Source organism: Streptomyces sp. NPDC018833, from assembly GCF_044390825.1.
In the GTDB taxonomy this organism is placed as follows: domain Bacteria; phylum Actinomycetota; class Actinomycetes; order Streptomycetales; family Streptomycetaceae; genus Streptomyces.
In genome coordinates this window covers 476,028-495,076 of sequence record NZ_JBIRZM010000001.1, presented here as the reverse complement: position 1 = coordinate 495,076, position 19,049 = coordinate 476,028, and the positions used below count along the sequence as shown (strand labels likewise).

The 19,049-nt window shown below is 72.7% G+C and carries 15 protein-coding genes and 2 pseudogenes; 3 read left to right on the top strand and 14 right to left on the bottom strand.

Annotation, left to right across the window (positions count from 1 at the left end; genetic code table 11):
- Positions 1–68 precede the first annotated feature (68 nt).
- A complete protein-coding gene (locus ACH5AF_RS02155; protein ID WP_398899387.1) occupies positions 69–1,481 on the top strand; it encodes an MFS transporter in 1,413 nt (470 codons plus the stop codon).
- Between the two features lie 582 nt (positions 1,482–2,063).
- Here the strand turns inward: ACH5AF_RS02155 and ACH5AF_RS02150 are convergent.
- From ACH5AF_RS02150 to ACH5AF_RS02130, 5 genes are all read right to left on the bottom strand, one after another.
- Positions 2,064–2,417, bottom strand: a complete 354-nt coding sequence (locus ACH5AF_RS02150) for an MmcQ/YjbR family DNA-binding protein (protein ID WP_398899385.1) — start codon at positions 2,415–2,417, stop codon at positions 2,064–2,066.
- Entirely contained in the window at positions 2,414–3,718 is a 1,305-nt protein-coding gene (locus ACH5AF_RS02145) for a hemolysin family protein (protein WP_398899383.1), read from the bottom strand. Before ACH5AF_RS02145 ends, ACH5AF_RS02150 begins: the two co-directional genes overlap by 4 nt.
- Positions 3,715–4,212 (bottom strand): rRNA maturation RNase YbeY, encoded by a 498-nt coding sequence (gene ybeY / locus ACH5AF_RS02140; protein ID WP_398899381.1) that lies wholly within the window; start codon positions 4,210–4,212, stop codon positions 3,715–3,717. Before ybeY ends, ACH5AF_RS02145 begins: the two co-directional genes overlap by 4 nt.
- Before the next feature lie 12 nt (positions 4,213–4,224).
- Entirely contained in the window at positions 4,225–5,238 is a 1,014-nt protein-coding gene (locus ACH5AF_RS02135; protein ID WP_398899379.1) for a PhoH family protein, read from the bottom strand.
- Positions 5,239–5,375: 137 nt separating this feature from the next.
- Positions 5,376–6,452 carry a carbohydrate kinase family protein gene (locus ACH5AF_RS02130; protein WP_398899771.1) on the bottom strand — a complete coding sequence of 359 codons (1,077 nt, stop codon included), beginning with the start codon at positions 6,450–6,452 and terminating at the stop codon, positions 5,376–5,378.
- Positions 6,453–6,951: 499 nt separating this feature from the next.
- Between ACH5AF_RS02130 and ACH5AF_RS02125 the strand changes: the two are divergent.
- Positions 6,952–7,140 (top strand): annotated as a pseudogene (locus ACH5AF_RS02125) (YncE family protein); the annotation flags it as partial.
- Here the strand turns inward: ACH5AF_RS02125 and ACH5AF_RS02120 are convergent.
- From ACH5AF_RS02120 to ACH5AF_RS02090, 7 genes are all read right to left on the bottom strand, one after another.
- A complete protein-coding gene (locus ACH5AF_RS02120; protein ID WP_398899377.1) occupies positions 7,137–8,159 on the bottom strand; it encodes an adenosine deaminase in 1,023 nt (340 codons plus the stop codon). The pseudogene ACH5AF_RS02125 and the gene ACH5AF_RS02120 sit on opposite strands and share 4 nt — an antisense overlap.
- A gap of 25 nt (positions 8,160–8,184) precedes the next feature.
- Positions 8,185–9,093, bottom strand: a complete 909-nt coding sequence (locus tag ACH5AF_RS02115; RefSeq protein ID WP_398899375.1) for a ribonuclease Z — start codon at positions 9,091–9,093, stop codon at positions 8,185–8,187.
- Positions 9,094–9,108: 15 nt separating this feature from the next.
- Positions 9,109–9,468 (bottom strand): histidine triad nucleotide-binding protein, encoded by a 360-nt coding sequence (locus tag ACH5AF_RS02110; RefSeq protein ID WP_398899372.1) that lies wholly within the window; start codon positions 9,466–9,468, stop codon positions 9,109–9,111.
- A 973-nt stretch (positions 9,469–10,441) separates the two neighbouring features.
- Positions 10,442–13,669, bottom strand: coding sequence for a S41 family peptidase (locus tag ACH5AF_RS02105; protein WP_398899368.1), 3,228 nt, complete (start codon positions 13,667–13,669; stop codon positions 10,442–10,444).
- Between the two features lie 45 nt (positions 13,670–13,714).
- Positions 13,715–14,236 (bottom strand): hypothetical protein, encoded by a 522-nt coding sequence (locus ACH5AF_RS02100; RefSeq protein ID WP_398899366.1) that lies wholly within the window; start codon positions 14,234–14,236, stop codon positions 13,715–13,717.
- Positions 14,237–14,442: 206 nt separating this feature from the next.
- Positions 14,443–15,186, bottom strand: coding sequence for a 16S rRNA (uracil(1498)-N(3))-methyltransferase (locus ACH5AF_RS02095; RefSeq protein WP_398899364.1), 744 nt, complete (start codon positions 15,184–15,186; stop codon positions 14,443–14,445).
- Positions 15,183–16,256 carry a nitronate monooxygenase gene (locus ACH5AF_RS02090; RefSeq protein WP_398899362.1) on the bottom strand — a complete coding sequence of 358 codons (1,074 nt, stop codon included), beginning with the start codon at positions 16,254–16,256 and terminating at the stop codon, positions 15,183–15,185. The genes ACH5AF_RS02095 and ACH5AF_RS02090 overlap by 4 nt, the downstream gene beginning before the upstream one ends.
- Positions 16,257–16,364: 108 nt before the next feature.
- On the opposite strand from ACH5AF_RS02090, the pseudogene ACH5AF_RS02085 reads away from it, so the two are divergent.
- Positions 16,365–16,556: pseudogene (locus tag ACH5AF_RS02085) on the top strand (DUF2079 domain-containing protein); the annotation flags it as partial.
- Between the two features lie 197 nt (positions 16,557–16,753).
- On the opposite strand, the gene dnaJ reads toward ACH5AF_RS02085, so the two are convergent.
- Together dnaJ and hrcA are read right to left on the bottom strand one after the other, a co-directional pair.
- On the bottom strand, positions 16,754–17,890 hold the full coding sequence (gene dnaJ, locus ACH5AF_RS02080; protein ID WP_398899360.1) for a molecular chaperone DnaJ: 1,137 nt from the start codon (positions 17,888–17,890) through the stop codon (positions 16,754–16,756).
- Complete coding sequence (gene hrcA, locus ACH5AF_RS02075; protein WP_398899770.1) at positions 17,891–18,907, bottom strand: heat-inducible transcriptional repressor HrcA; 1,017 nt, start codon at positions 18,905–18,907, stop codon at positions 17,891–17,893.
- Between the last annotated feature and the right edge of the window lie 142 nt (positions 18,908–19,049).

Below are 19,049 nucleotides of genomic sequence, written 5' to 3'. Positions count from 1 at the left end.
TGGTGGTGCGAGCAACAGGATAAGTCCCCGCTCCCCACGGGTATTCCGGCCGCCGGAGGGTGGTGGCCATGACTACCGACACCTCCCTCCCCACGCCTGCGGGCACCGTCCCGCCGCCCCGGCTCGATCCCCGGGCCCGGCTGATCCTCTTCGTGCTGTGCGCCGCCCAGTTCATGGTCGCCCTGGACTTCTCCGTACTGAACGTGGCACTGCCCGACCTCGGCCGGGACCTCGGCCTGAGCCCGGCCGCCCTGCAGTGGGCGGTCACCGCCTTCGCGCTGCCGTCGGGCGGTTTCCTCCTGCTGTTCGGCCGGATCGCCGACCTGTACGGGCGGCGCAGGCTCTTCCTCTGCGGCCTCGCCCTCTTCGGCGCCGCCTCGCTGCTCGCGACCTTCGCCTGGGACCCGGCCTCCTTCCTCGTCGGCCGGGCGCTGCAGGGCCTCGGCGCGGCCGTCATCGTGCCGACCGGCATGTCGTTGCTCACCACCACGTTCCCGGAAGGCCCTCAGCGCGACCGGGCGCTCGGCATCAGCGGCACCCTGCTGTCCCTCGGCTTCACCATCGGCATGGTGCTGGGCGGCGTCATGACCGACACGCTGGGCTGGCGCTCCACGATGGGGCTGCTCGCGCTCTTCACGCTGGTCGTCCTGCCGCTCGCGCTCCGGCTGCTGCCCGAGTCGCGGACGCCGGAGCGGCCCCGGCTCGACATCCCCGGTGCGGTGAGCGTCACCGGCGGTCTGCTGGCCGTGATCTACGCCCTGTCCACGGCCGCGGACCGGGGCTTCGGCGGCACAGACGTCCTTCTCGCGCTGGTCGCGGGCATCGCGCTGCTGATCGTGTTCGCCGTCGTGGAGTCCCGCAGCGACGCACCGCTGGTGTCCCTGCCGATGCTGCGCCGCCGTACGGTCGCGTTCGGCAACCTGGGCGGCTTCGTGACGTTCTCGATGATGAGCACGGTGGTGTTCGTGCTCACCCTCTACCTCCAGGAGACGCTGGGGCTCTCGGCGTTCGCGACCGGTCTGGTCTTCGGTGTGCAGGGCGTCGTCTCGGTGTTCGCGGGCTCCTTGGTGCCGAAGGTCATCGGCCGCATCGGGGCGCACCGGACGCTTGTGTACTCGCTGCTGGGCCAGGGCGTGTTCGTCGCGGCGCTGGTGGGCGTGGGCGCGGAGTCGGGCGCGCTGCTGGCCGGGATCGGCGTCTCGCTGGCGAGCATGTGCCACCTCGGCGCGATCATCTCGTACGGGGTGACGGTGACGTCCGGGGTCCCCGACGGGGAACAGGGGCTCGCCACGGGCCTGGTGACGACGACGCAGCAGGTGGGCATCACGGTCGGCATCCCGCTGCTCGGCGTCCTCGCGACGACGACCGGCACGTCCCTGCTGGAGGGCGTGCGGCTGGTGCTGGCGATCGACGCGGGGGTGGTGGTGGCGGCGGCGCTGCTGGTGGGCGCGGGGCTGCGGGGTGCGGCGCGGAGGGGGTGACTCTCCCCTCCCCGCCCCTTCCCACAACTGGGGCTCCGCCCCAGCCCCCGTGGCCCGGTGCCCTGGCGGGCACGGCCTCCGGGTCTTCGCCCCGGGCCCCGTACCGCGCTTCGCGCGGTGTCCCCAATCGCCGGACGGGCTGATTTCGCTCCGCGGAACCCAGCCCCGCCGACGGAACCTTCCCTGGCTTCGCCGGGAGACCCCCACCCACGCCCCCAGTCCGGAGGGGACCTGCGCCTCGCCCCGCCGGGGCACCTCCCCTGGCTTCACCAAGGGACCCCCACCCACGCCCGCAGGCCGCAGGGGGAAATGGAGACGCAGGGGCCCCCGGAGGGGCACCTTCCCTGGCTTCGCCGGGAGCCCTGCACCCCAGGCCCGCCGGACCGTAGGGGGAGAGCGAGACGCAGCAGCCCGCCAGGCGACCTGCGCCTCGCCCCGCCGGGGCACCTTCCTTGGCTGCCAGGGGACCCAACCCACGCCCCCAGGCCGCAGGGGGAGATCGACGCAGGAGCCCGCCCCGGGACCTGCGCCTCGCCCCGCCGGGGCCGCAGGCGCGGGGCCCCCGCCCGCAGGGCGGTCCCGCTAGCCCCGGTCCAGCCGGAGGCGCTCCGCCTTCGGCAGACCCGCCACCACCAGGTCGTACGAGTCCTCGATCAGCTCCCGGACCATCCGGTCCGGGAGCCCGCCCACCGTCACGGTGTTCCAGTGGCGCTTGTTCATGTGCCACCCCGGCACGATCGCCGGGTGGTCCGCACGCAGCTGGACCGCCTGCTCCGGCTCGCACTTGAGGTTCACGGTCAGGGGCTCGGCGTCCAGCGCGCTGAGGGCGAACATCTTGCCCAGCACCTTGAACACCGACGTCTCGGGGCCGAAGGGAAACTCCTCGACCGCCGCGTTGAACCCGAGGCAGAACGCCCGCAGTTCCTTCGCCTTCACCCCATCGCCCCTTCTTCCGCCCGCTTCTCCACCGGCTCCGACAGCACCGTGACGATCTTGTTCCGCCGGCCGGCGGGGGACTCGGCCGTCAGTCGCAGGGCACGTCCGTCCGGCAGGTCGACCACCACACGCGCGCCCGCGATCGGGACGCGGCCCAGCGCCTTGGCGAGCAGGCCGCCGACCGTCTCGACGTCCTCGTCGTCGAGCTCGTCGGCCCCCAGGCCGTACAGCTCGCCGAGGTCGCCGATGTCGAGGCGCGCGGTGACCCGGAAGCGTCCGTCGCCGAGCTCCTCGACCGGCGGCAGCTCCCGGTCGTACTCGTCGGTGATCTCGCCGACGATCTCCTCCAGGATGTCCTCGATCGTGACGATGCCCGCCGTGCCGCCGTACTCGTCGATGACGACGGCGACGTGGTTGCGCTTCTGCTGCATCTCGCGCAGCAGGTCACCCGCGTTCTTCGTGTCGGGGACGAACACGGCCGGACGCATCGCCGTGGAGAGCGGATCGGCCTCCGCGTCGCGGTTGACGTGCGTCTTGCGGACCAGGTCCTTGAGGTAGACGACACCCACGACGTCGTCCTCGTTCTCCCCGGTGACGGGGATGCGCGAGAAGCCGGAGCGCAGCGCCAGCGTCAGCGCCTGCCGCACGGTCTTGAACCTCTCGATGGACACGAGGTCGGTGCGCGGGACCATCACCTCACGCACCAGGGTGTCGCCCAGCTCGAAGACCGAGTGCACCATGCGGCGCTCGTCGTCCTCGATCAGCGACTCCCGCTCGGCGAGGTCGACCAGGGCCCGCAGCTCGGCCTCGGAGGCGAACGGCCCCTTGCGGAAGCCCTTTCCGGGCGTGAGCGCATTGCCGATGAGGATCAGCAGCTGTGGGATCGGGCCCATGATCCGGGCCAGCGGCAGCAGGACGTACGCCGCGGCGGTCGCGGTGTTCAGCGGGTGCTGACGGCCGATGGTGCGCGGCGAGACACCGACGGCGACATAGCTGACGAGCACCATCACGGCTATGGCGACCAGCAGCGCCGACCAGGTCTCCTCGAACTCCTCGAGGCACGCATAGGTGACGAGCACCCCGGCCGCCATCTCGCACGCGACCCGCACGAGCAGGGCGACGTTGAGATAGCGGGTGGGGTCAGCGGCGACCTGCTCCAGCTTGGCGGCGCCGCGCCGACCCGACCGTACGGCCTCGGCGGCGCGGAAACTGGAGACCCGGGCGAGACCGGCCTCCGCGCAGGCGGCGAGCCAGGCGACGACGACCAGCGCGACGGCGCCCGCGAGCAGTTGGCCGATCATGAGACGGTCGGCGCCGGGGAAGGGCCGGTGAGGCCCTTCCCCGCCCGCCAGCCGTCGACGATCGCGGCCTGCAGCCCGAACATCTCCGCCTTCTCGTCCGGCTCCTCGTGGTCGTAACCGAGCAGATGCAGCACCCCGTGGACGGTGAGGAGCTGGAGCTCCTCGTCCATGGAGTGCTGCGTCGGGGCTTCCTCGCCCTGCCTCTTGGCGACCTCGGGGCAGAGCACGATGTCACCGAGGAGACCCTGCGGGGGCTCGTCGTCGTCCTTGCCCGGCGGACGCAGCTCGTCCATCGGGAAGGACATGACATCGGTCGGACCGGGGAGGTCCATCCACTGGATGTGCAGCTGCTCCATGGCCTCGGCGTCCACGACGATCACCGAGAGCTCGGAGAGCGGGTGGATACGCATCCGCGCGAGCGCGTAGCGGGCGACATCGAGGATCGCCTGCTCGTCGACCTCGGTTCCGGACTCGTTGTTGACGTCGATCGACATGGTGCGGCTGGTCTACTTCCCGTTTCGGTTGTCGTACTGCTCGTACGCGTCGACGATACGGCCGACGAGCTTGTGCCGTACGACATCCTGCGAGGTGAGCAGCGAGAAGTGCACGTCCTGCACGCCGTCCAGGATCTCCCGGACCTGGCGCAGACCGCTCTTGGTGCCGCCCGGCAGGTCGACCTGCGTCACGTCACCGGTGATCACGATCTTCGAGTCGAAACCGAGCCGCGTCAGGAACATCTTCATCTGCTCGGGGTTCGTGTTCTGTGCCTCGTCGAGGATGATGAACGCGTCGTTGAGCGTGCGGCCGCGCATGTATGCCAGGGGCGCGACCTCGATCGTGCCCGCGGCCATCAGGCGCGGGATCGAGTCGGGGTCGAGCATGTCGTGCAGCGCGTCGTAGAGCGGGCGCAGATACGGGTCGATCTTCTCGTACAGCGTGCCGGGCAGGAAGCCGAGGCGCTCACCGGCCTCCACCGCTGGCCGGGTCAGGATGATGCGGTTGACCTGCTTGGACTGCAGCGCCTGCACGGCCTTGGCCATGGCGAGGTACGTCTTGCCGGTGCCCGCGGGGCCGATGCCGAAGACGACCGTGTGCTTGTCGATCGCGTCCACGTACCGCTTCTGGTTGAGCGTCTTGGGACGGATGGTGCGGCCGCGGCTGGAGAGGATGTTCTGGGTGAGCACTTCCGACGGGGTCTCGACGGCCTTGCCCCCCGTCTCCTCCCTGAGCATGGCGATGGAGCGTTCCACTGCGTCCTCCGTCATCGGTTGCCCGGTGCGGAGCACGAGCATCATCTCGTCGAACAGGCGCTGGATCAGCGCGACTTCCGTAGCGTCGCCGACCGCGCTGATCTCGTTGCCCCGGACATGGATGTCTGCCGCGGGGAAGGCCTTCTCGATCACGCGCAGGAGGGCGTCACCAGAGCCGAGGACCGTCACCATCGGATGCTTGGCGGGGACGGTGAAGTGGGCTCGCGCCTGCCCCGGCGCTGGGGTCTGGGCTGTGGGTGTCTGAGTCATGGGCCGGCTCTGTGGCCTGCACATACCTCCCGTTGCAGGGTTCTCGCTGCTCGACAACCTCTGGACCATCCAGGGTACGACCTGTCACTGACAGGACCGAGGGCTTTTCCGGGGCCGGGCGGGGTTCCTGGGCGCGCTCAGCCGTTGCGGCCGAAGCCGATCGTCGGGACCGCGCGGCGCAGCGGCCAGGGGCGGGCCGCCGCCGGCAGCAGGTCCGCCAGGAAGGCGTAGCGCCGCAGGGCGGTGGGATCCTGGTCGGGGAGGCCCTGCACCGACTGCCACCAGGCCGCGATCTCCGACCAGCCCGGCGCCGAGAGGGACCCGCCGAACTCCTGCACCGACAGCGCCGCCGTCAGTCCCGCGAAGGCCAGACGGTCGGCGAGCGGCCAGTCGGCGAGCGTGCCCGTGACGAAGCCCGCCACGAACACGTCGCCCGCGCCGGTCGGGTCCAGCGCCTGCACCTCGATGGCCGGGACCTGCGCGCACTCACCGGTCGAGCCGTCCACGGCGTACGCGCCCTCGGCACCGAGCGTGACGACCGCGACCGGGACGTGCTCGGTCAGGGCGTGCGCGGCGGCGAGCGGGCAGTCGGTGCGGGTGTAGCGCATCGCCTCCTCGGCGTTGGGCAGGAACGCCTCGCAGTGCTCCAGGTCCGCGAGGTCGGCCGGGTCCCAGCGACCGGAGTCGTCCCAGCCGACGTCCGCGAAGATCCGGGTGCCCTTGCGGGCGGCCTGGGCGATCCACTCGGCGCGGTCGGGCGCGAGGGAGGCGATGGCCGCGCGCGCGTGAGGCGGGCACTCGGGGGCGGGCTCGGGCGGCGGCGCCTCGTGCCCGTGGGACACCATGGTGCGCTCGCCCTCGTACGCCATGGAGACGGTGACGGGCGAGTGCCAGCCGGGAACGGTGCGGGAGAGCGTGAGGTCGATGCCCTCGCCCTGTTCCAGCGCGTCCCAGCAGTATTCGCCGTAGTGGTCGTCACCGAAGGCAGCGGCCAGGGACGTCCGCAGCCCGAGGCGGGCGAGCGCGGTGGCCATGTTGGCGACGCCGCCGGGGCTGGAGCCCATGCCGCTCGCCCAGGACTCCGTACCGCGGACGGGGGCGGAGTCGAGGCCGGTGAAGATTATGTCGAGGAAGACGCTGCCCGTGAGATAGACGTCGCAGGGGGGATCCGCAGGCGTCCGCAGGGCGGCCAGGGGATCCAGGCCGGCCGCCATGCCCAGGTGCTCTCCGTCGCGAGTGGTCACCGTGCGCTCCCGTACGTGGTGCAGGTATCAGGCCAGTCTGCCCGAAACCATGCGGTGGGTAGCGGCGCGGGGGCGGCGGCGTGGGTGATGCCCGGAGCCCGTGCTCGGCGGGAGACACTGCCGTGCGCGTAGGGACTGGGTCCCGTCCACCCGGCCGCGACGCGGCGCCCACCCGGCGGGAGACGTCGGCCTGCGGTGCGCGGCCTCGGCCCGCCCGTGGGAGCGCGCCGGCACGGTCGCCTGCGTTGCGCACGGCGGGCGGCGCCGCCGCCTGCGCGAGGGCCGCCGTGCCCGAGGGGAGACATCACCCTACGCATACGCCGGGGCCGGGGGCTCGTCCACCCATCCGCGATGCGCCGCCCGCCCGACGGGAAGGCGTCGCCCGGCTGCGGGACCTCGGCCCGCCCGTGGGAGCGCGCCGGCACGGTCGCCTGCGTTGCGGCGGCGCGGGTGGTGCCCGTGGCACGCCGTGCCGTACTGGGCGACGGTGAGCCGCGATGGGCGGTCCTGCGTCATCTCGGAGAGCGGCGCCGACGCCGTCACCGCGATCGATTTCCCGACCGGCAGGAAGGTCGCGACCGTGTCCGTCGGCGACCATCCGCAGCGGGTGCGCGTCGCCCGTGTCCCGGCGGACTGGACGGGCCCGGCGACCCGCTAGCCCCGGCGCCCGGAGTCGTGCGCGGCGCGCCCGAAGTCGTACGCCGCGACCTCGGCCAGATACCGGTCCCGCAGTTCCTCCTCGTCGTCGAGGAACGACGCCAGGAAGGAGTTGCGGGCCAGCTCGCGCAGGTCCTCGTCGCCGAGCGGCAACGCCTCGCGGACGGCACGGAAGTTGTCGCCCGCGTACCCGCCGAAGTAGGCGGGATCGTCGGAGTTGACCGTGCACATCAGACCGGCCGCCATCATCCTCGGCAGAGGGTGGTCCGCGAGAGTGTCCACGGCTCGCAGCCGGACGTTGGACAGCGGGCACAGCGTGAGCGGGATTCGCTCGCGCACCAACCGCGCCACCAGGTCGGGGTCCTCCATCGACCTCAGCCCGTGGTCGATCCGCTCGACGCCGAGCACGTCCAGCGCCTCGCGGACGTACGCGGCCGGGCCCTCCTCCCCCGCGTGCGCGACCCGGCGCAGCCCGAGGGCGGCCGCGGCCTCGTAGACCTCGCGGAACTTCGACGGCGGGTGCCCGACCTCCGCCGAGTCGAGACCGATCCCCGTGATCCGCTCCAGATACGGCTCCGCCTCCCGCAGCGTCGCGAGCGCGGAATCGGCCGGCTCGTCGCGCAGGAAGCACATGATCAGGCGCGTGGACACCCCGTGCCGCTCCCGGGCGCCGTCCAGCGCGCGCCCCAGGCCCTCGATCACCGTGCCGATCGGGACACCGCGGGCGGTGTGCGCCTGCGGGTCGAAGAAGACCTCCGCATGCCGCACGCCCTGCTCCGCGGCGCGCGCCAGATAGGCGTCCGCCAGCTCGGCGAAGTCGTCCTCGGTGCGCAGCACGGTCATCAGCCCGTAGTACAGGTCGAGGAACGACTGGAGGTCCTTGAAGTCGTACGCCCTGCGCAGCTCTCCGGCGTCCGCGAAGGGCAGGTGAACCCCGTTGCGCGCAGCGAGAGCGAAGGCGAGCTCGGGCTCCAGGGTTCCTTCGACATGCAGGTGCAGTTCGGCCTTGGGGAGGGACATGTCCCGATTCTAGGCCGTATGTCCTTCAGGACCGCTTGGGCACGGGGATGCGCCACAGATCCCGGGCGACGGTCACCTCGCCGTCGAACCCGGCGGCCCTGGCCTGGTGTTCGAAGATGTCGGCGGCGTCCGTGTAACGCTGCGAGAAGTGCGTCAGGACCAGGTGCCGTACGCCTGCCTCGTGCGCGACGCGGCCGGCCTGACCTGCCGTCAGATGGCCGTGCTCGGTGGCCAGTCGCTCGTCCTCGTCGAGGAACGTGGACTCGATGACCAGCATGTCGCAGCCCTCGGCGAGGGCGTGCACCCCCTCGCAGAGCCGGGTGTCCATGACGAAGGCGAACCGCTGTCCGCTCCGGACCTCGCTGACGTCGTCGAGCGTGACGCCGCCGAGCGAGCCCTCGCGCTGGATCCGGCCGACGTCCGGACCCTTGATGCCGTGCGCGGCGAGCCGGTCGGGCAGCATCCGGCGGCCGTCGGGCTCGACGAGCCGGTAGCCGTAGGACTCCACGGGATGGGAGAGCCGGTGCGCGTGGAGCGTGTACGCGGCGGTCTTGGCGAACATGCCGTCGGCGGCGACGGGCGTCTCCACGAGCGGCACGGTCTCGCGGTAGGCCGTCGCGTACCGCAACCGGTCGAAGAAACGCTGACCGCTCGCGGGATAGTGCGCGACGACCGGATGCGGGACCTGGTCGAGGTTGATCCGCTGGATCACCCCGGCCAGGCCCAGCGAGTGGTCACCGTGGAAATGCGTGACGCAGATCCGGTCGATGTCGTGCGCGGAGACACCGGCGCGCAGCATCTGCCGCTGGGTGCCCTCGCCCGGGTCGAAGAGGATGCCCTCGCCGTCCCAGCGCAGCAGATAGCCGTTGTGGTTGCGGTGCCGGGTCGGGACCTGGCTGGCGGTGCCGAGCACCACCAGTTCACGTACGGACACTGCTCTGTCCCACCCCTACCCGGGAGGCCACTCGAGACCGCGGCCGCCCAGGACGTGCGCGTGGGCGTGGAAGACGGTCTGGCCCGCGCCGGAGCCGGTGTTGAAGACGATGCGGTAGCCGGTCGCGTCGGCCTTGTCGTCGGCGGCCACCTGACCTGCCTCGCGCAGCACGTCCGCGGCGAGCTCCGGCACGGCGGCGGCGAGGGCGGCGGCGTCGCGGTAGTGGGCCCTGGGGATGACCAGGACATGGGTGGGCGCCTGGGGGTTGATGTCCCGGAAGGCGACGGTGGTCTCGGTCTCGCGCACGATGGTGGCGGGGACCTCCCCTGCGGCGATCTTGCAGAACAGGCAGTCCGATTGCGGTTCTCCGGCCATGCGCGGGGCGCCTCCTCGCGGGTGGTGTGTCACTGCTGACGGCATGCTATCGGCCTGGACGGGCCTTCCCCCGCCCTCCCCTGCGGATGGCGGCGGAGGTGCCCCGGCCACGGAACCGGGGCGCCACCCGAGCCCCGTACGGCCCTTCGGCTCCTCCCTGGCTCGACGGCCGTGGGAGGGCCCGTGGGCGGTTCCCCGCCATCGGGCCTGGGCATCGACCCAGGCCCCGTACGGCCCTTCGGCTCCTCCCTGGCCAGACAGCCGTAGGAGGCGCCGGACGGCCCGGGATCGCCGCAGCCCGGCACCACAGCCGCATCGGCGAATCCGGCCCCGCCGGGAAACCCGGCCAGGCGGCGCTGTGAGCCCCGGTGTACGGCTCGGGCCCCGCAGCCCGCCTGGTGATGTGGGCGGTGCGCCGACCCCGGAACCAGGGCGTCGACCCCGGCCCCGTACGGCCCTTCGGGGCTCCCCTGGCCAGGCAGCCGTAGGAGGCGCCGGACGGCCCGGGATCGCCGCAGCCCGGCACCACAGCCGCATCGGCGAATCCGGCCCCGCCGGGAAACCCGGCCAGGCGGCGCTGTGAGCCCCGGTGTACGGCTCGGGCCCCGCAGCCTGGCCCATGCGCCGGCAACGTCGGCGCTGCGCCCGGGAGGACGGGCCTGGAAGGGCGGCCCAGGAGGCCGGGAGGGGCCGGTCTGACCGCGACAGCCGAGGCGATGACGATCGCCGGCACAGCCTTCGCGAGCCTGTTGCGGAGCTCCCGCCCGGGGAGGGACCCGGAGGGACCGGTAGGACCGATGAACCAGGTAGGACCCGTGCAGGACCGGAAGGACACCGACGGACCGGAGGGACCCGCCAGGGACCGGAGGGACCGGCCAGGGACCGGAGGGACCGGCCAGGGACCGGAAGGAACCGCCAGGGACCGGAAGGACACCGACGGACCGGAGGGACCCGGGAGGACCCGGGGCGGGAGCTACGGCAGGCTCGGCGGGGTCTTCGCCGGGTTCTCCGTCAGGGCCGCCAGTGACATCCTGATCGCCTCGTCCAGTTGTGGGTCCCTCCCCGCCGCGTGGTCCTGCGGAGTCGTCACCACCTCCACGTCCGGATCCACGCCCCGGTTCTCCACGTCCCAGCCGTAACCCTCCAGCCAGAAGGCGTACTTGGGCTGCGTGACCAGCGTGCCGTCGACCAAGGAGTAGCGGCTGTCGATGCCCACCACGCCGCCCCAGGTCCGCGTGCCCACCACCGGGCCGATGCCGAGCGCCTTGATCGCCGCGTTGACGATGTCGCCGTCCGAGCCGGAGAACTCGTTCGCCACCGCCACCACCGGCCCCCGCGGAGCGTCCAGCGGGTAGCTGGACGGCTGCATTCCGCGTGGCAGGTCCCAGCCCACGATGCGGCGGGCCAGCTTCTCGATGACGAGCTGCGACGTGTGGCCGCCGCGGTTCTCGCGTACGTCGACGACGAGACCTTCACGTGTCACCTCGACCCGCAGGTCCCGGTGGATCTGGGCCCAGCCCGGCGCCTGCATGTCCGGCACATGGAGGTAGCCGACCCGTCCGCCGGACCTCTCGTGGACGTACGCCCTGCGGTCCGCGACCCACGCGTGGTAGCGCAGCGGCTCCTCGTCGGCCAGGGGCACCACGACGGCGTGCCGCGGATCGCCGCCGCCCGCCGGGGACACGGTGAGTTCGACGGGCTTGCCGGCCGAGCCGACGAGCAGCGGCCCGGGGCCCCGTACGGGGTCGACGGGCCGCCCGTCCACGGCGACGATCGCGTCGCCCGCGCGCAGCGCGACCCCGGGTGCCGCGAGCGGCGAGTGGGCGTCCGGGTCGGAGGTCTCGGACGGCAGGATGCGGTCGATCCGCCACGACCCGTCCTCGGCGCGGGAGATGTCCGCGCCGAGCAGCCCCTGCCGTGTCGCGCCGCTGCCGTACCCGCCGCGCGGCATGACGTACGCGTGCGACGTGCCGAGTTCGCCCTGCACCTCCCACAGCAGGTCGACCAGGTCGTCGTGCGTGGCGACCCGGGCCAGCACCGGCCGGTAGCGCTCCAGCACCGCGTCCCAGTCGACGCCGCCGAGGTCCGGGCGCCAGAAGTGGTCGCGCATCAGCCGGCCGGCCTCGTCGTACATCTGCCGCCACTCGGCGGCCGGATCGATCGTCCGGCGCACGCGACTGAGGTCGACGGTGATGTTGGTGTCGGAGTCCTCGTCGCGGGAGGCCCGCCGGTCGCTGGGGACGACCTTGAGCTTGTCGTCGGTGTGCAGCAGGACCCGCCTGCCGTCGCCGCTGACGCGGAAGTAGGCGGCGTCGCCGGACAGTTCCTCGACGTGCTGCTGGGCCAGGTCGTAGCGCTCCAGCACGGTCTTCGGGCCCGGGTCGTCGGGCGTGGCACGGGTCGTGCCGAGGACTCCGCGCAGCGGATGCCGCAGCCACAGCAGCCCGTCCTTCGCGGCGCGCAGCGTCGAGTAGCGGGCGGCCTCGACGGGGAACGGCACGATGCGGTCCGCGAGTCCGTCGAGGTCGATACGGGTGACGGGCGCGCCCTCGTCGGTGGCGGAGTCGGACGGATCGTCCTTGTCGGAGTCGAAGGCCCGCCCGTGCCGCTGCGGACCGAACGGCGACGGCGTCGTCGCGGCCAGCGTGATCAGATGCGGCCGGCAGCCGCCGATGAAGGCGAGGTCGAAGACATGGGTGTCGTAGACGGGGTCGAAGGCCCGCTCGGACAGAAAGGCGAGGTGCCTGCCGTCGAGCGTGAACGCGGGCTGGAAGTCCGCGAACCGCAAGGGCGTCGCCTCGGAGACCGTCAGATCACCTGTGTTGGCGAGTTTGATCTGGCGCAGCGGGCTCGGGCCGGGGTGTGACCAGGCGAGCCAGCCGGAGTCGGGCGAGAAGACGAGCCCCTGGGCGTCGCCGTGCTCACTGCGGTCGACCTCGCGCACCTCGCCCGATTCGCGTTCGACGAGGAGCACCCGGCCGTCGTGCGAGGCGACGGCCGCGCGACTGCCGTCGGGGGCCACGGCGAGGCTCAGGACGCGGCCGAGCCGGCCGGCGGCGAGCCGGCGCGGCGGGGCACCCGCCGCTGCCCCGGTCGCCGGCGCGAATTCGAGCGCGTCGTCACCCTCGGCGTCGGTCACCCAGGCGACGTGCTCCTCGCCGCCGACCCGGAACGTGCGCGGCAGCCTGGCCCGTACGCCGGGTTCCACGGCCAGCGCACGCGCCGGCCCTCCGCGGTGGGTGACCCAGTGGATGCCGCCGCGGACCTCGACCGCGCTGCCGCGGCCCGTGTGGTCGGGGGCGGCGTCGCCCAGGTGATGGTCGGCGTCGACCGGCCGGGGGCGCAGATCGGTGCGCTGGCCGCCGAGCCTGATGTCGAGCCGGCGCGGTTCGGCGCCGTCCAGGTCGTCGAGGACCCACAGCTCGCCGGCCGCGGCGTAGGCGACGCGGGTGCCGTCGGTGGCGGCGTGGCGGGCGTAGAACCCGTCGATGCCGGTGTGGCGCCGGAGATCGGCGCCGTCGGGCAGCGACGAGTAGAGGGCGCCGACGCCCTCGTGGTCGGAGAGGAAGGCGATGCGCTCCCCGACCCAGAGCGGGCACTCGACGTTGCCGTCGATGTCCTCGTGGAGGCGGATGAACTCCCGGCCCCCGGCCGCCTCGTCACTGGGCTTTCCGTCAGCGGCCGTCTCGATCCACAACTTGCCCGCGGTACCGCCCCGGTAGCGCTTCCAGGCGGCGGCCTCGCGTCCCATTGTCGCCGACAGCAGCAGTGTGCGCGGGCCGAAGGCGACATCGCCGACGGGCCCGTACGGCAGGGTCGTGGCGGGGCCGCCGTCGAGCGGCACGGCCCGCGCCCAGGTGCGGCGCAGCGACGCCTGCCCGTGGGTGGTGAGCGCCAGGACATGGCCGTCGGGGGTCCAGCCGCGTACGGACGTCTTGTCACTGCCCCAGTAGGTGAGCCGGTCCGACGGCCCGCCGTCGAGGGGCGCGACATGCACCTCGGGCGCGCCGTCGCGGTACGAGGTCCAGGCGATGTGCGTGCCGTCGGGCGAGATTCTCGGACGGCTCACGGGCACGTCGTCGGCGCTGACGCGCCATGCGCGGCCGCCGTCGAGGTGCGCCACCCAGACGTCGTCCTCGGCGGTGAAGGCGATCGACTCGCCGTGCAGATGGGGAAACCGGAGGTAGGCAGGCTGCGTCACACCGTCACCCTAGGCAGGTGGGTGGCCTGTGCGGGAGGCTTTGGATCACTTGGCCGGAACGGCGGTCACGGTGACGGTCTCGGTGACCGTGACGGTTTCGGTGACCGCGGGACGGGGCCGGGACCCGTCGGAGGGCCGGGGCGGTGTGGTGGTCGGCACCGCCGAGCAGTCTCCGAGCATGGTCGCCTGGAAGACGATCTTCCTGTCGATCCGGGCGGTCATATCCCCGCGTACGCACCTGCCGGCGCGCTCGTCCGTCACCCGGCCCTTGACGGTGATGTCCTGGCCGGATCCGGTCTCTCCCCGGCAGTCGACGGCCGCGCCGCCGGCCGCCTTCGACTCCCCCGAGGCCGCTTTCGACGCCCCTGTGGCCGGATCCGCCTTCGCGGTGCAGCTGAGCCATGCCACGTCGAAGGTCAGCCGTTCCAGCGTGGCGGTCGCGGTCCGGTCGGTGGTGACGGCCACGGCGGCGGAGTCGAGCCCACCGGCCGCCGGTTGGCATCCGGCAAGGCTCGCGACGGCGATCCCGCAGGCACCGATGGGGACCACGATTCTCAGCACGCTCATGGCGGGAAGAGTGCCACCAGCGGGGGCTGCGGCAAAAGACCGGTTGTGGCCAGTGTGCGACCGTACGTCCCAGGAGCAGCGCGGTGCCTCGCGGCCCCCAGCCACGTCCGCGTCAGGCTCCCGTTCAGGCCCCGCCCGCCCGCGTCATGCCCCTGTCCAGCCCCGCCCGCCCGCGTCATGCCCCTGTCCAGCCCCGCCCGCCCGCGTCAGGACCAGCGGCCGGTGCGGCCCAGGAGCAGCGCCGTCGCCGCTGTTCCGGCGGTGGACGTGCGCAGCACGCTGCGGCCCAGGCGGTACGGCTTCGCACCCGCCGCGGCGAACGCCTCCAACTCCTGTGGGGACACGCCCCCCTCGGGCCCGACGACCAGCACGATCGAGCCCTGCTCGGGGAGTTCGGCGGTGGCCAGCGGCTCCGCGCCCTCCTCGTGCAGCACGGCGGCGAAGTCGGCGTCGGCCACAAGTGCCGTGACCTGCTTGGTCGTTGACGCCTCCGCGACCTCCGGGAAACGCAGCCTGCGCGACTGCTTGCCCGCCTCCCGGGCCGTGGAACGCCATTTCGCCAGCGACTTGGCGCCGCGCTCGCCCTTCCACTGGGTGATGCAGCGGGCGGCCGCCCACGGCACGACGGCGTCGACGCCGGTCTCCGTCATGGTCTCCACGGCGAGTTCGCCCCGGTCGCCCTTGGGCAGGGCCTGGACGACGGTGATCCGAGGCGTCGGCTCCGGTTCGGCCCGGCACGCGTGCACCTCGATCGTCAGCCGGTCCTTGCCCTCGGTGGCCAGCACGGTGCCGGCCGCACCCTGGCCCTGACCGTCCGTCAGGACGATCTCCTCACCCGGCTGCAACCGCTTCACGGACACCGCGTGCCGCCCCTCGGGACCGTCCAGGGTGACGACGGCGCCCGGCGCGGCGCCCGAGAGCGAGTCGACGACGAACACGGGGGCGGTCATCGCGCACCCCCGAGCGCCAGCGCGGCACGCGCGGCGTCCAGTTCCGCGGCGAAGACCTCCACCAGCTGCCCGGCGGGCAGCTCGCGCGCCAGCCGGTGGCCCTGCCCGGCCCACAACGCCATGCCCTGCGGGTCCCCGGCCTTCGCGGCCGCCTTGCGCAGTCCGCTCGTCAGGTGGTGGATCTCGGGGTAGGCGGCGGGGGCGTACGGGCCGTGCTCGCGCATGAAACGGTTCACCAGCCCGCGTGCCGGCCGCCCGGAGAAGGCGCGGGTCAGCTCGGTACGGACGAACACGGGGTTGGTCATGGCCTGCTTGTGCAGGGCGTTCGCGCCGGACTCGGGACACACCAGGAACGCCGTCCCGAGCTGCGCGGCACTCGCTCCCGCCGCCAGCACGGCGGCGATCTGGGCGCCGCGCATCAGGCCGCCGGCCGCGACGAGGGGAATCCGCACGGCCTCGCGGACGAGCGGGATCAGCGAGAGCAGCCCGATGCCGGAGCCGTCCGCGTCGGGGTCGTCGCGGTGGGTGCCCTGGTGGCCGCCTGCCTCGATGCCCTGCACGCACACGGCGTCGGCTCCGGCCCGCTCGGCGACCTGCGCCTCCTCCGGCGTGGTGACGGTGACCACGGTGAGCGTGCCCACGGCACCCAGCGATGCGAGCGCGTCGCGGGACGGGCAGCCGAACGTGAAGGACACGACCGGGACGGGATCGTCGAGCAGGATCGCGAGCTTCGCCTCGTAGCCGTCGTCCCGCCCCGCGTCGGTGTCGCCGAGGGGCGTCTCGTACCAGGTGGCCTCACCGGCGAGCTGCTGCCGGTAGACATCGACGGCCGCCGGGTCGGCGGTGCCGGGCTGCGGCATGAAGAGATTGACGCCGAAGGGCCGCGCCGTGAGGGTGCGGATCTGCTTGATCTCCTGGTACATGCCGTCCGCCGTCTTGTACCCGGCGGCGAGGAAACCGAGCCCGCCGGCATCGGACACGGCGGCGGCGAGACGGGGGCACGACGCGCCGCCCGCCATGGGGGCCTGCACGATCGGATGACGGCATAGATCGGTCAGCGCGGAGGACATGCACGCATCGTGCCATGTCCCCGCGACGGGGCCGAATCCCCCGTTCCGGAAGGCGGTACACGGTGCCTGCGGCGGGCGCTTTCCCAGGCTGCGCCCGAGGTCCCGCACCGCACGCCGGCCTGGCTCCTGCTTCCGACGACCGGCCTGCTCGCCCTGCGCTCGCCGCTGCTGGTCGGGGCCCTGCCCACCCTCGGCTGGCGCTTCCTTTCCGCCGAGGACCACTACTGGTCGACCGACTGGCACTACGACGCGGTTCTCATGCCCGTCCTCGCCTTTGCGCTCGCCGAAGGGTGGGGTACTCACCCTGGCTTCTCCGGGGCCCCCGGTCACCAGGCCGCAGGCGGAGTGCCCTCAATCGCCGGCCGGGCCGATCTCACTCAGCGACATCCGGCCCCGCCGGGAGTACCACCCACGCCGCCAGGCCACAGGACGGGATTGAGGTTCGGGAGCCCCGGGGGCGGAGCCCCCGCTACCGCAGGCCGCTCGCCACCCCCGGGCTACCGCCCGTTGAACGCGTCCTTCAGGCGCGAGAACAGCCCCTGCTGTCCCGGCTGGAACTGACCCGTCGGCCGCTCCTCGCCCCGCAGCTTCGCCAGATCCCGCAGCAGACGCTCCTGCTCGGGGTCCAGCTTCGTCGGCGTCGTCACCTCGACGTGGACGATCAGGTCGCCCCGGCCGCCGCCCCGCAGGTGCGTGATGCCGCGGCCGTGCAGCGGGATCGACTGGCCGGACTGCGTACCGGGCCGGATGTCGACCTCCTCCACACCGTCGAGCGTCTCCAGCGGGCACTTCGTGCCCAGCGCCGCCGCCGTCATGGGGATCGTCACCGTGCAGTGCAGATCGTCGCCGCGCCGCTGGAAGACCGGGTGGGCGATCTCGTGGATCTCGACGTACAGGTCGCCGGCGGGGCCGCCGCCGGGGCCGACCTCGCCCTCGCCCGCGAGCTGGATCCGGGTGCCGTTGTCGACACCGGCGGGGATCTTCACGGTCAGCGTCCGCCGCGACCGGATGCGGCCGTCGCCGGCGCACTCCGGGCACGGGGTCGGCACGACCGTGCCGAAGCCCTGGCACTGCGGGCAGGGGCGGGACGTCATGACCTGGCCCAGGAAGGACCGCGTCACCTGCGAGACCTCACCGCGGCCGCGGCACATGTCGCAGGTCTGCGCCGAGGTGCCGGGCGCGGCGCCCTCGCCGGAGCACGTCGTGCACACCACGGCCGTGTCGACCTGGATGTCCTTGGTCGTACCGAAGGCCGCCTCGCTGAGCTCGACCTCCAGGCGGATCATCGCGTCCTGGCCGCGGCGGGTGCGCGAACGGGGCCCGCGCTGCGACGCCGTGCCGAAGAAGGCGTCCATGATGTCCGAGAAGTTGCCGAAGCCGCCCGCGCCGAAGCCGCCCGCGCCGGCGCCGGCGGACTGGGACAGCGGGTCTCCGCCGAGGTCGTAGACCTGCTTCTTCTGCGGGTCCGACAGCACCTCGTACGCGGCGTTGATCTCCTTGAAGCGCTCCTGCGTCTTCGGGTCCGGATTCACGTCCGGGTGGAGCTCGCGCGCGAGGCGGCGGAAGGCCTTCTTGATCTCGTCCTGCGATGCGTCGCGGCGTACGCCGAGTACGGCGTAATAGTCCGTGGCCACTTACGACTCCGCCAGGATCTGTCCGACGTAACGTGCCACTGCGCGTACCGCTCCCATCGTTCCGGGGTAGTCCATGCGGGTCGGTCCGACCACGCCGAGTTTGGCGACTGCCTCGCCGCCCGAACCGTAGCCGACCGAGACGACGGACGTGGAGTTCAGTCCCTCGTGGGCATTCTCATGCCCGATCCTCACGGTCACGCCCGATTCCTTGGCCTCGCCGAGCAGCTTGAGCAGCACGACGTGCTCCTCCAGCGCCTCCAGCACCGGCCTGATCGTCAGGGGGAAGTCGTGTCCGAAGCGGGTGAGATTGGCGGTGCCGCCGATCATCAGCCGCTCCTCGGTCTCCTCGACCAGGGTTTCCAGCAGGGTCGCGAGCACCGTGGAGACCGTGCCGCGGTCCTCGCTCTCGAACGACTCCGGCAGGTCCTGCACCAGCTGCGGCACGTCCGCGAAACGGCGGCCGACGACGCGGCTGTTGAGCCGGGCCCGCAGGTCGGCCAGCGAGGTCTCGCCGAACGGCGCGGGGCAGTCGACCATCCGCTGCTCGACGCGGCCGGTGTCCGTGATCAGCACGAGCATCAGCCGGGCGGGCGCGAGCGAGAGCAACTCCACGTGCCGGACCGTCGAACGGGTCAGCGAGGGGTACTGGACGACGGCGACCTGCCGGGTCAGCTGCGCGAGCAGCCGGACCGTACGGCCCACGACGTCGTCGAGGTCGACGGCTCCGTCCAGGAAGTTCTGGATCGCACGGCGCTCGGGCGACGACAGCGGTTTGACCCCGGCCAGCTTGTCGACGAACAGCCGGTACCCCTTGTCCGTGGGGATACGGCCGGCGCTGGTGTGGGGCTGGGCGATGAAGCCCTCCTCCTCCAGCACGGCCATGTCGTTACGGACGGTGGCCGGCGAGACGCCGAGCTGGTGCCGCTCGGTCAGCGCCTTGGAGCCCACCGGCTCCTCGGTGCCGACGTAGTCCTGGACGATGGCGCGCAGGACTTCGAGTCTGCGTTCGCTGAGCATCGCGCGCACCTCCAGCTGCCGGTCGTAGGTGTGGCCTGGCACTCGATACGGCCGAGTGCCAACATTCCCCCGGCCAGTGTACGGCGGCGGGGTACGCCCCTAGCAAGGGCGGCCGACCACGCTATCGCGAGACCTGTGCTGG